Source organism: Variovorax sp. GW821-FHT10D07, from assembly GCF_059415325.1.
Genome location: NZ_JBWKMZ010000011.1, coordinates 38,838 through 51,190 on the forward strand (window position 1 = coordinate 38,838; position 12,353 = coordinate 51,190).

Here is a 12,353-nt window from a genome sequence, read left to right on the forward strand (position 1 = left end):
TGCGTGCCTCCTTCACAGATCGCCCAGGCCCATGGCCGGATCGCTGACCGAATGCTTGCCGGTCTCCACGCGGCCCGCGAAGCGGCGCTGCCAGCTCGCGTCGGCATCGCAGCTCACGACGAAGTCGTACCAGGCGCCGCTCGACGAGAGATCCCAATGCAGCTCGGCCTTGGCGCCGCCCGCGACGGTCGCGCTCCACGGGCCGTCGTCGCGGTAGGCCTTGGCACGCACCGTGAATTTCGCGGCGGCCTGGCCGGCGTTGAGCATCTCGAGGTAGACGTTGCCGTTGGCGATGTCGTAGCACACGCGCACCTCGGGGATGGCGGTGCCGCCGGCGCGCAGCCGGCTCAGGTCGCCCTTGAAGTGGCGGTGGTAGCCGTTCGGCCCGAGCACCCAGAGGTCGTAGAACCCGCTGTCGTCGCTGACCGCGTTCCAGGCGTCGTCGAGCGTCTTGCCCGGCTCCACCATGAAGCGGCGCGGCAGGCGGTCGAGGTGCAGCCGGTCGTAGACGTGGAACACGGCGGCCGCCTTGCCGGTGTTGGCGAAGATCAGCCGCACGCTGCCGCCGATCGCATCGCTGCGCGCGCTGGTGTGCAGCTCGTAGGGCAGGGCGCGCGAGGGCCGCGTGCCGGTGGCCTGGCGTGGCAGCTGCGGGTCGAGCGGCAGCGGCACCTGGGGCAGCTTCTCCTGGTCGTTACGCAACTGAGTGGCCGCGTTGCGCGTGGTGCGGCCCGCGAGCGTGGGCAGCGTCTCGTTGTTCGGGTTCGCGAAGTTGAAGGCGCTCGTGAGGTCGCCGCACACCGCGCGCCGGAAGGCGCTGATGTTGGTCTCCTTCACGCCGAAGCGCGCCTCGATGAAGCGCAGCACCGAAGTGTGGTCGAAGGCCTGCGAATTGACCCAGCCGCCGCGGCTCCAGGGCGACACCACGTACATCGGCACGCGCACGCCGGGGCCGTAGACGCGGCCGTCGGGCGCGGGCTGGCCGGTGGTGCCCGGTGGCTTCGGATGGTTGAAGTACTCGGGCTTGAGCGCGTCGAGCGGCAGCGTGGTCTTGCCCGCGGGCGTGCCGTCGGGATTGATCGAGGGCGCGGCGGGCGAAGGGTAGTGGTCGAAGTAGCCGTCGTTCTCGTCGAAGTTGATGAGCAGCACGGTCTTGCTCCACACCTCGGGCACGGCGGTCAGCGCATCGAGCGTTTCCTGGATGTACCAGCCGCCCTGCACCGGGCTCGACGGTCCGGGATGCTCGGAGTAGGTGGCCGGCGCGACGATCCACGACACCTGCGGCAGCTTGCCGTTCTTGATGTCCTGGCGGAACTGCTCGAGGAAGCCGCCGTCACCCATGGTGTTGGCGATGCCCTTGTAGAGCGGGTTGCGCGCGTCGTCGCTCGCCGGGTCGTAGACCGGCGAGGGGCCGTCGTTGCTGACCGGCTTGCCCGAGGCCTCGTTGGCCAGGCGGTACTGCTTGAAGCCCGCGAGCGGGTTGTCGCCGAAGTTCTCCGGCATGTTCTGGTAGACGATCCAGCTGACCTTGGCCTCCTGTAGGCGCTCGGGATAGGTCTTCCACTCATAGCCCTTGGCCGAGCTGTCGATCGAGTCCCACTCGTTGTTGACCGTGGCCACGCCCGCGCCGGTCGGGCCGTTGGTGCCGGTCCAGTGGAACATGCGGTTCGAGTTGGTGCCGGTGTGCATGCTGCAGTGGTACTCGTCGCACAGCGTGAAGGCGTTGGCGAGCGCGAACTGGTAGGGCACCTCGGCTTCCTTGAAGTAGCCCATCGCCGCGTTGGTCTTGTAGCGCGCCCACTGGTAGGTGCGCCCGCCGTCCCAGGCGTTCTGGCCGTCGCTCCACGAATGCGGCGTGCCGCTCACGCGCTGGGCGTTGCCCTTGGTGCTGTCGAGGTGGTAGGGCAGGATGGCCGTGCCGCTAGCGTCGCTCTGCTGCCAGACGTTCATGCCCTTGGGCAGCGGGATGGTGAAGCGGTCGCCGAAACCGCGCACGCCCATCAGGGTGCCGAAGTAGTGGTCGAACGAGCGGTTCTCCTGCATCAGGATCACGATGTGCTCGACGTCCTGGAGGGTTCCGGTCTTGTTGTTGGCGGGGATCGCGAGGGCGCGGCGGATGCTCGGCGGGAAGGCCGAGAGCGCGAGCGCGGCGGCGCCGGTGGTGGCGGTGCCGGTGAGGAATTTGCGGCGTGAGTTGGCGGTCATCGTGGTGGCGTCCTGGGCATTCTTTCGGTGCGCAAAGGAGCGGACGCTCAGGGCGCGCAGCGCTTCACCGGCTCGGTGGCGGCCGGCGGGTTCGTGCCGCCGCCGGGGTTGCCGGCGCCGGGCAGGCCGATGAAGCCGCCGCCGCCGTCGCCGCCGCCGCAGGCGGACAGCAGGCAGGCCAACAGAAGGGCGGGCGCGAAGCGAAGCAGGTGAAGGGAACGTGGGGCTTGCATGGTGATCCTCTCTCTCGGGTCGTTGTGTGTGGGGGAAGGGGTGCGATGGGGCTCAGGGCTCGAGCGTGGACAGCGGCTGGCCCGACTTGAAGATGCTCGTGAGCTCGTCGGCCGTGAGCGCGCGGTTCCAGATCGCGAACTCGTTGAAGTCGAGCGGGCCGCGCGGCGAGCTGGTCCAGCGCTTGTAGTACTGGCCGGTGCCGTCCTCGTTGAGGCTCAGGCCGTTCTTCAGGCCGCCGAGCTGGGCCACGATGTCGGCGGTCATGTCGGCGCTGCCGGTCTGCAGCGCGCGCGCGGCGTCGAACAGGAAGCCGGTCATCTTGAGGTTGGCCTTGTCGATCACGACCGCCACGTAGGCCCACTGGCCGGCGCTCAGGCGGTAGCCGTTGCTGTCGGCGCGGTCGCCGCCCTTGCCGACGTTGAAGCGCAGCTCGCAGCCATCGAACAGACCGATCGCGAGGCCGGCGTTGCTGCCGCTGTCGTAGTTCTTGTTGGCGATCACCGAGGCGCCGTCGCCCGCACCCACGCTGCAGGTCGCGTCGGTGCGCAGCCAGAAGCCGATGGTGTAGGCCGTGACCGAGGGCGCGGTCGCCACGTCGGTGGTCTGCAGCAGGCGGTAGCCGGCGGTGCCCTCGGCGGTCTTCACGCTGCTGTCCACGCGCAAGGCCTTGGCCTTGTACGGGGCCTTGAAGCCGTCGTCCGTCAGGCTGCCGCCGTCGGCGCCGGCGGCCCAGGGCGCGAGCGTGGAGGCGCTCTTGCGGTCGGCGGGCGGCAGCGCGTCGAGCGGGTAGTAGTTGACCAGGCCGTTGCGCAGCGTGGGCGCGAGCGTGGCGGGCTTCACGTAGGTGACGCGCGCCGGCAGCGCGAGGCTCGCATCGCCCGCGACCACGGTGTAGTCGAAGGCCAGGATGCCGTCGCTGGCTGCTTCCACGGGGTCGTTGTAGGCGGTGGCACCGGCCGCGAGCGTGGCGACCAGCTTGCCGTCGCGCAGCACCTTCACCGGCACGTTCGCGTTGCCCGCGAGCGTCCACGAGAGATCGACGCTGGTCTTGTCGGCGCCGGTCTTCGCCAGCAGGCCGCGCAATGCGGTGGCGGCCTGCAGCGGCTGGCCGTTGAAGCGGTAGGCCTCGGCCGCGGGCAGCGCGCCGAGGTGGCGCAGCACGGTCGGTGCGATGTCGGTCGCGGCGGCCAGCTTCGTCAGCGTGGCGACGTCGGTGGGCGCGGCCTCGCCGGTGGCGGGCAGCGCGGCCAGCGTCTTGTTGCTCGCGACGAAGATCGTCTTGGTCTGCGCGCTCTGCGTGCCGGTCGCGTTGCCGAAGGCATCGAGGCCGTTCGGGGTGGTGAGCACCACGAGCCAATCCTCCTTCGCATCGTTGGCGCTGCGCCGCGCGATGCGCGCGAGCAGCTGGCCGACCGCGGCGGCGGTGTCGGACACGGCGCGCTGGTAGGCCTCGCCGCGCAGGCCGGAGGGCGCCGCGGCGGCGGGCGCGCCGTACTGCGCCACCAGCAGGTCGTAGCCCTGGTCGATGAGCTGCCCGGTGCGTTCGGTCACGCAGGCGTCGGCGCCCGCGCAGTCGACGGTGGCATCGAGCGTGCCGCTCTCGTTCGCGAGCAGCGACCGGTAGTTGGCGCCGGCCGTCACCGAGGCGGTGAGGTAGCCGGCGTCCTTCTTCTGCTTCGCGAGCGCGAACACCGAGGGCGCGAGCTTGGCGTCGATGCGCTGGTCGGCCGTGTCCCACTGCACCGAGTGGCGCTGCGCCCAGGTGCCGGTCACGAGCGTGGCCCAGCCGGGGCTCGCGGTGGTGCGCTGCTCGGTGAGCGCGCCATTGGCGCCGCCGGTCCAGGCCGGCGCGAGCTTCAGGCCCTGCAGCGCGGGCACCTTGTTCTGCGCCATCGCATCGCGCAGCGCGGCGTGGGTGAGGCCGTCGACCTGCACCACCAGGGCCTTGGGACCGCTCTTGGCCTGGTTGGTGGTGGGCGGGTTGGTGCCGCCGCCGTCGCCGGCCGGCGGAGCGACCGGCGGGAACACCACGCCTCCACCGCCACCGCCGCCGCATGCGGCGAGTGCCGTGGCCGCTGCCAGCGGCAGCAGCCAGCGGGCCGTGGCACGGGATCGGGAAACGGAAAGCGGATGAAGTTTCGGACGCATCGTGGAACCATGGAATGGAGAGGGAGCAAGGGGCCGGTGACAGTCGGCCCGAGGCAAAAAAAAGTGCCCGAAGGGCACGTGTGCGGACGCCGCGAAGATTAGGGAGAACCCGTGACGCAGCAGTGAACTGCGCATGACAAAGCGAAGGCATGCGCGTGACAACGCGCCGCCCGTTACTGCGAAAGAATGAAGTCGGAGGTGGCCGATGCGCTCGGCCCGGCGCCGCGTGTCGAGGCGGCGCTCGTGCCTATCGCGAGCGCGGCTTCGGCGAGCGCGGCTTCGCGGGCTTCGCCGCGCGTTGCTTCGCTGGCGCCTTCGCGGTCTTCGGCGCCGCCTTCACCGCTTCTTGCGCCGGCTCGTTGCTGATCCCGCTCGACACATGCCCCGCCGGCACATGCCGTGCCGCCGCATCGACATGGCCGGTCTGGTCGTCGAAGAAGAAGTCGGGCTCGAACTCGCGCAGGAACTCGCCCTTGGGCAGGCCGCCGAGGAACATGGCCTCGTCGACGCGGATGTTCCAGTTCATCAGCGTGCGGATGGCGCGCTCGTGCGCGGGTGCGCTGCGCGCCGTGACCAGCGCGGTGCGGATACGCATCTGCGCATTGCCCGCCATCTGCAGCCGGTGCAGCGCGGCCAGCAGCGGCTTGAACGGGCCGCCGGGCAGCGGCAGGTCGACCTTGCTCGCCTCGTGCGCCTGGAAGGCATCGAGGCCCTCGGCCTGGAACACGCGCTCGGCCTCGTCGCTGAACAGCACGGCGTCGCCGTCGAAGGCGATGCGCACCTCGTTGGGCCAGGCATCGCCGGCCTTCACCGATTCGACCAGCACGCGCGCGGCCGGAAAGCCCGCGCCCAGCGCCTCGCGCACGTCCTGCGCATTGACCGACAGGAACAGGTGCGCGCGCAGCGCGCGCAAATAGCCGAAGGGTGGGCGGCCCTGGGTGAACACGCCGCGCTGCAGCTTGATGTCGGCCGCGGCGCTGGAGCGGAAGATGCGCATGCCCGAGACCGGGTCGTTGCGCGAGAGGATCACGACCTCGACGCGCTGCACGCCGTCGTCGTTGAAGCGCAGCAGCTTGCGGATCAGCGAATAGGCGATGCCGGGCGCGGCCGGCACGTCGAGCCGGTCGAGCTGCAGCTTCATGTAGCCGGTGTCGTCGCCCGACTCGAAGATCTTGTTCTCTTCTTCGAGGTTGAACAGGGCGCGCGAGGAGATCGCGACCACGAGCTTGTCTTCGAGGGTGACGGGCATGGCGTGCGGTTGTGCGGTCAGGAGTCGTCGCGGCCATCGTCGGCCGCATCGAACGAGAAGTAGAGCGTATCCGACCAGTGGCCCAGGCCGAGCTCGCGGATCGGTGCCTCGACCACCTGCTGCGCGGGCGGCAGCAGGCGCTGCCAGAAGGTCCTGGGGCGCGGCGCGAGCGCGGCGAGCGTGCGCTCGATCTCGGCATCGAGATCGGCCAGGCCCTGGCGCAGCTTCTCGACCTCGCCGGCCACGGGTGCGTCGCCCATGCTCAGCACCTCGGCCGGCTCGAGCACGAACCACTCGTCGGGCCGCGTGTGTTCGGCCAGGAAGCGCAGCGCGTCCTCGCGCATCGGCGAGATCGCGGGATGGTCGATGCGCGCGAGGAAGGCGGTCAGGCGCGCGATGCCCGGGCCGCAACGCCCGGCCAGCGCGAGCGGCTCGGGCTCGTTCCAGATCGCCGAACGGCAGGGCCGGGTCTCGCACGACACCAGCAGGCGGAACACCAGCGGCACGTCGTACGCGTATTCGGAGATGCCGCGCAGCGCGGACGGGCGGGCGCCCGCGTCCGGCAGGGCGGCGCTGGCGTAGAGGTAGCTTCGATTGGCCATCGGCGTGTTCCTTGCCCGCGGCCGAACCGCGGGCGCTACTTCACGAACTGGTTGAGCTGGATGATCGGCAGCATCACGGCCAGCACGATCAGCATCACCACGCCACCCATCGCCACGATCAGCAGCGGCTCGAGGATGGTCGCCAGGTGCATGGCGCGGCGCTGCACTTCGGCGCCGAGCTGGTTGGAGGCGCGCTGCAGCATCAGCGGCAGCGTGCCGGTCTGTTCGCCGAGCCGCGCGAACATCGACACCAGGCCCGGAAAGCGCTTCTTCTGCGCCAGCGCCGAGGCCAGCGGCGCGCCCTCGCGCACCAGCACCAGCGCATCGAGCGCGTCGGCGCGCATGGCGCGGTTGCTCAGGGTCTCGGCGGCCGCCTGCAGCGCGCGCAGGATCGGCACGCCGGCGGTGGCCAGCATGGCGAGCGTGCTCGCGAAGCGCGCCGCGTTGTAGCCGCGCGCGAGCTTGCCCACCAGCGGCAGCTTGAGCCAGGCGGCGTCGAACTTGAGGCGGAAGGCTTCCTGCGCCAGCGCCAGCCGCGCGCCGACGGCGGACAGCAGCACGATGCCGAGCATCCACCAGCCGTAGTTGCGCACGGCGGCGCTGAGGCCCAGCATCACGGTGGTGAGGAAGGGCAGCGAGCGCTTGGTGCCCGCGAACACCTGGGCCACCTGCGGCACCACGTAGCTCACGAGGAAGATCACGATCACGATCGCCACCAGCGTGACGATGGCCGGATAGAGCGCCGCGCCGACCAGCTTCTGCTGCAGCGCCTGGCGTTCCTCGAGGTCGTCGGCCAGACGGTCGAGCACCAGGCCGAGGTTGCCGCTCTGCTCGCCGGCGCCGATCACGGCGGTGTAGATCGGCGAGAACTCGCGCGAGTGCGCCGACAGCGCGCGCGCGAACGGCGAGCCGGCGTTGACCTCGGCGCGCAGCGAGGCCACGAGGTTGCGTTGCTGTTCCGATTCGGCCTCGTCGGTCAGCGCCGTGAGGGCGCGCTCGAGCGGCAGGCCCGAGGACACCAGGCCCGCGAGCTGGCGCGTCCAGACCGCGAGACCGGTGGAATTGAAGACCCGCTTGCCGCCGCCGAGCCAGCGCGACAGGCCGCTGCGCTGGCCGGTGCCGTTGACGTGGTCGCTGCCGACCGGCTTGACCGACAGCGGGATCAGCGCCTGGGCGCGCAGCATGCTGCGCGCGCTGCGCGCGGTGTCGGCCTCCAGCACGCCTTCGCGCGACTGGCCGGCGGCATCGATGGCTTCGAAGGAATAGGCGGGCATGGCGGAACCGGTGCTGCGCTAGTCGCGCGTGACGCGCAGCAGCTCGGCGCGCGAGGTGATGCCGGCCTGCACCAGCCGCTCGCCGTCCTCGCGCATCAGGCGCAGGCCGCCGCGCGCGCCGGCCTTGAGCAGTTCGCTCTCGGCCGCCTTGCTGTGGATCAGGCCCTGGATGGTCTCGTCGGCCACCAGCAGCTCGAAGATGCCGGTGCGGCCCTGGTAGCCGGTCTGGCCGCAGGCCTCGCAGCCGGCCCCGCCGCAGCTGGTGCAGACCTTGCGCACCAGCCGCTGCGCCAGCACGCCCAGCAGCGAGGAGCTCAGCAGGAAGGGCTCGACGCCCATGTCGGTGAGACGCGTGACCGCGCTGACCGAGTCGTTGGTGTGCAGCGTGGCCAGCACCAGGTGGCCGGTGAGCGAGGCCTGGATCGCGATCTGCGCGGTCTCGAAGTCGCGGATTTCGCCGATCATGATCACGTCCGGGTCCTGCCGCAGGATGGCGCGCAGGGCCTTGGCGAAGGTGAGTTCGATCTTGGCGTTGATCTGGGTCTGGCCCACGCCCGGCAGCTCGTACTCGATCGGGTCTTCCACCGTCATGATGTTGCTGCGGCTCGCGTCGAGCCGGGCCAGCGCGGCATACAGCGTGGTGGTCTTGCCCGAGCCGGTGGGACCGGTCACGAGGATGATGCCGTGCGGCTGCGTGATCAGCTTCTCGAAGCGCTCCAGCGTGTCGCCCAGCATGCCCACCGATTCGAGCGTGAGCTTCGACTCGCTCTTGTCGAGCAGCCGCAGCACGGCGCGTTCGCCGTGCGCGCTCGGCAAGGTCGACACCCGCACGTCGACCGCGCGCGTGCCGATGCGCAGCGAGATGCGTCCGTCCTGCGGCAGCCGCTTCTCGGAGATGTCGAGGTCGGCCATGATCTTCAGGCGCGAGATCAGCGCGGCATGCAGCGCGCGGTTGGGCTGCACCACCTCGCGCAGCGTGCCGTCGATGCGAAAGCGCACCGACGACGTGCGCTCGTAGGGCTCGATGTGGATGTCGCTGGCGCCGTCGCGCGCGGCCTGCGTGAGCAGCGCGTTGAGCATGCGGATGATGGGCGCGTCGCCCGCGCTCTCCAAGAGGTCCTCGACCGCCGGCAGCTCCTGCATCATGCGCGAGAGGTCGGCATCGCTCTGCACCTCGCTGACCACCGCGGCGGCGCTCGATTCGCCCTGCGCGTAGGCGGCGCTGATGCGCTGCGCGAGCGGGCCGTCGGCCAGCACCTCGAAGGAACGCACGCCGTACTTGCGCGCGACCTCGCCGACGGCGCTGCGCGCGGGGTGGCTCGACATCCACAGCGTGTAGCGGCCGTCGTCGGCTTCCTCGAGCAGCAGTTGCTGGCTGCGGGCGAAGGCGTAGGGCAGGGGATAGCGCATGGGGCGGGTCGGCGGGGCGTGGTCGGTGCGGGTTTCGAGCGGGGCGGGCGTGCGGCCTTCGGGCCTCAGGGCATTTCGCGCTGGGTGGCCGGGTCGGCGGTGGGCGGCAGGGCGCCGCGCAACGGGCTGGCCGGCAGCTTGCGGTTGTCGGGCGCGGGGATCGGCGGCGGGATGAGCTGCGTGCCTTCCTCGCGCAGGCTGCCCGAGGGAGCGCGCGGCGCGCGCGTCAGCGGCGTGTCGGGCAGGATCGGCGCGGCATCGACCTTGTTGAGCATCGGGTTGCCGGTATCGGGCTGGGCCTGGACCTGCAGCGCGCGGATCTGGTCGTAACGATCGAAGGCGAAGGCCTCGGTGGAGGCGGCGTCGCGCATCACGACCGGGCGCAGGAACATCATCAGGTTGTTCTTCTCGCGCGAGCGGGTCTCGTTCTTGAACAGGTTGCCCACGACCGGGATGTCGCCGGCCAGCGGCACCTTCTCGATCTTGTTGCCGTAGTTGTCGGACAGCAGGCCGCCCAGCATGACGAGGCCGCCGTCTTCCACCAGCACGCTCGATTCGAGCGAGCGCTTGTTGGTGGTGGGGCCGTTCGGGTCGGTCTGGCTGCCGGGCAGCACGGTCGAGATCTCCTGGAAGATCGTCATCTTCACCGTGCCGTTCTCGTTGATGGTCGGGCGCACGCGCAGCGTGAGGCCGACGTCCTTGCGTTCGACGGTGGTGAAGGGGTTGAGGCCGCCGGTGGTGGGGTTCGAGTAGGAACCGGTCGGGAAGGGCACGTTCTGGCCGATCACGATCTTGGCTTCCTCGTTGTCCAGCGTCAGCAGGTTCGGCGTGGACAGCACGTTGGTGTCGTTGTCGCTGGCGAAGAAGTTGGCGATGGCGCCCAGCACGTAGTGGCCGCCGATCTTGCCGCCGATGCCGATGTTGAAGCCCTGCGGCAGCGAGATGCCCTGCGGGTTGCGCGTGGCGATCGCCGTCGTGAGCGCCAGCAGGTTGGTGCCGGTCAGGCTCGAGTTGGTGCCGAGCACCGCGTTGTTGCCGAGCGCGCTCTGCCATTGCACGCCGAACTGCGCGGCCTTGGTCGCGTTCACTTCGACGACCAGCGCCTCGATCATGACCTGGGCACGGCGGCCGTCGAGCTTGTCGATCACGGCGCGCATCTGGCGGTACTGCGGCTCGGGCGCCGTGATGATCAGCGAGTTGGTCGACGGGTCGGCCTGGATCTGGCCGCCGGTGGAGGGCTGGTTGGCGTTGTTCAGCGGCGCGCTCGCCTGCGGGGAACTGCCGCCCTGCGAGTTGCTATTGCCGAAATTGACCGGCATCGCCGCCGACAGGTTGGGTTGCGACTGCGCCGCGGCCGCGCCGGCGGCACCGCCGGCCGCGCCGGGCTGGCCCTGGTTGTTGGTCTGCGCCGCCGCCATGGCCGCGCGCAGCGTGGCCGCGAGCCGCACCGCGTCGGCGTTCTTCAGGTAGACCACGTAGATGTTGCCGGCCGCGCCATTGCTGCTGTCGATGGCGGGGCGGTCGAGCTTGTCGACCAGCGTGCGCACCAGCGCCGCGCGCGCCGGATTGGCCGCGCGCAGGATCAGCGCGTTGCTGCGCGGATCGGCCATCAGCGTGGTGCGGAACGAGGCATCGGTGCCGCCGCCGGCCGCGGCCGCGCCGGGCTGGCCGGTGGCGCCGCCGCCGTCGACCAGGCGCTGGATCAGCGGCACCATGTCGGTGGCGATCGAGTGCTTGAGCGGGATCACGTCGATGTCGGAGGCGTTGGGCACGTCGAGCGCCGCGATGATGCGCGAAAGGCGGCGCATGTTCTCGGCGTAGTCAGTGATCACGAGCGAGTTGTTGCCCGGGTTCACGTTGATGGTGTTGTTCGGCGGGATCAGCGGGCGCAGCACCGGCAGCAGATTGTTCGGCGACTCGTAGTTGAGGCGGAAGATCTGCGTGATGATCTGGTTGCCCGCGACCGAGGCGGTGCCGCCCGTGGTGGTGGTGACGGTGCTGGTCTGCAGCTTGGCGTCGGCCTCGGGCACGATCTTGTAGAGGCCGTCGGCCTCGACCACCGCGAAGCCCTGCAGCCGCAGCGCGGAGGCGAACTGGTTGAAGGCGGCCGAGGGCGGGATCGCGCGGTCGGTCACGAGGTTCATCGTGCCCTTCACGCGCGGATCGACCACCACGTCGCGTCCCGTGACCACCGCCATGGTGCGCGCCACGGCCTCGATGTCGGCGTTGGCGAAGTTCAGCGTGATCGGCTCGCCGCGGCGCGGCGCTTCGCCCTGCGCGAAGGCGGGCACGAGCGCGAGCGGCGCGGCCTGCAGGAAGGTGGCGGCGATCAGCAGCCGGACCGCATGCGCGACCAGGCCACGGGAAGCGCGGGGGAAGGAGGACAGGGGCGTCGTCATGGTCAGGTCAACCCAGGGTGATGATCGAGCGCGCGTTGTCGCGCCGCCCGATGATGTTCAACAAGTTGGAGAGAGCGTCTTCGCTGCCCGGCGCGGCACTGGCCTCGCCGTTGAAGCGGAATGCGGTGCCGTTCCAGCTGCCGCTGCCGTTGAGCTCGAGGCTGCCCTGGCGCGTGCTCAGCAGCAGCGAGGGGCGGTTGCCACCCTCGAGCGCGAGGCGGTAGCTGCCCATCGGCCGCAGGGTCGAGAGGCTGGATGAAACGTCGGTGGCGTCGAGCGTGGCCTGACCCGCGATGCGCAGCACCGGGCCGTCGGTGCGCAGCGAGAAGGCGCGCGTCGAGAGGTCGAGGGTGCCTTCGAGCTTGAGCGTGTTCCAGGGCGCGCCGAGGCCGCTGAGCATGGTGGCGGGCCAGCGCGAGCGGCCATCGCCCCAGTCGATCTGCACGCCACCGGCGCGCGGGCCGGCGCGCAGCTCGAGCGGCTGGGCGGCGCAGCAGGGCAGGTCGAGCGAGGCCGACACGCCGCCCCAGCTCGGGCGCAGGCGCCAGTTGAGCGTGCCGGGCAGCGAGACGGCTTCGCCGCCGCCCGCGCCGCTCGCGAACACCACGGCCGCGGCGCCGTTCCAGACCGTGCCGCGCGGATTGACCAGCAGCAGGCGGCCGTCGCTCCAGCTCGAAAGGCCGGCCGCGAGCCAGCGCGCGGGCGCGAACAGCACCAGCGCGACCAGCGCGCCGACGACGATGCCGAGCACCGCCCAGCGCCAGCCGCGGCGCGGCTTGGGGGAAGACAGCGGGGCGCGCGTCACCATGGCCGGGCGCACCGGTGGAGGGGG

General features: G+C 70.8%; 9 protein-coding genes. All 9 read right to left on the minus strand.

Annotation, left to right across the window (positions count from 1 at the left end; all coding sequences use genetic code 11):
• Positions 1-12 precede the first annotated feature (12 nt).
• Positions 13-2,205 (minus strand): phosphocholine-specific phospholipase C, encoded by a 2,193-nt coding sequence (locus AC07PU_RS27855; RefSeq protein ID WP_495321678.1) that lies wholly within the window; start codon positions 2,203-2,205, stop codon positions 13-15.
• A gap of 47 nt (positions 2,206-2,252) precedes the next feature.
• A complete protein-coding gene (locus AC07PU_RS27860) occupies positions 2,253-2,438 on the minus strand; it encodes a hypothetical protein (RefSeq protein WP_208512533.1) in 186 nt (61 codons plus the stop codon).
• 52 nt (positions 2,439-2,490) lie between these two features.
• Positions 2,491-4,587 carry a LamG-like jellyroll fold domain-containing protein gene (locus AC07PU_RS27865; protein ID WP_495321679.1) on the minus strand — a complete coding sequence of 699 codons (2,097 nt, stop codon included), beginning with the start codon at positions 4,585-4,587 and terminating at the stop codon, positions 2,491-2,493.
• Positions 4,588-4,834: 247 nt separating this feature from the next.
• Entirely contained in the window at positions 4,835-5,836 is a 1,002-nt protein-coding gene (locus AC07PU_RS27870) for a 5'-nucleotidase (protein ID WP_495321680.1), read from the minus strand.
• 17 nt (positions 5,837-5,853) lie between these two features.
• Complete coding sequence (locus tag AC07PU_RS27875; protein ID WP_495321681.1) at positions 5,854-6,438, minus strand: DUF7822 domain-containing protein; 585 nt, start codon at positions 6,436-6,438, stop codon at positions 5,854-5,856.
• A gap of 35 nt (positions 6,439-6,473) precedes the next feature.
• A complete protein-coding gene (gspF, locus tag AC07PU_RS27880; RefSeq protein ID WP_093355440.1) occupies positions 6,474-7,712 on the minus strand; it encodes a type II secretion system inner membrane protein GspF in 1,239 nt (412 codons plus the stop codon).
• A gap of 18 nt (positions 7,713-7,730) precedes the next feature.
• Positions 7,731-9,122: a GspE/PulE family protein gene (locus AC07PU_RS27885; RefSeq protein ID WP_093355442.1), complete on the minus strand. Its 1,392-nt coding sequence runs from the start codon at positions 9,120-9,122 to the stop codon at positions 7,731-7,733.
• 65 nt (positions 9,123-9,187) lie between these two features.
• The gene (gene gspD / locus AC07PU_RS27890; protein WP_296780675.1) at positions 9,188-11,521 is read right to left on the minus strand and encodes a type II secretion system secretin GspD; all 2,334 of its coding nucleotides are present in this window, start codon (positions 11,519-11,521) and stop codon (positions 9,188-9,190) included.
• Positions 11,522-11,528: 7 nt separating this feature from the next.
• Positions 11,529-12,329: a type II secretion system protein N gene (gene gspN, locus AC07PU_RS27895; protein ID WP_398498723.1), complete on the minus strand. Its 801-nt coding sequence runs from the start codon at positions 12,327-12,329 to the stop codon at positions 11,529-11,531.
• Between the last annotated feature and the right edge of the window lie 24 nt (positions 12,330-12,353).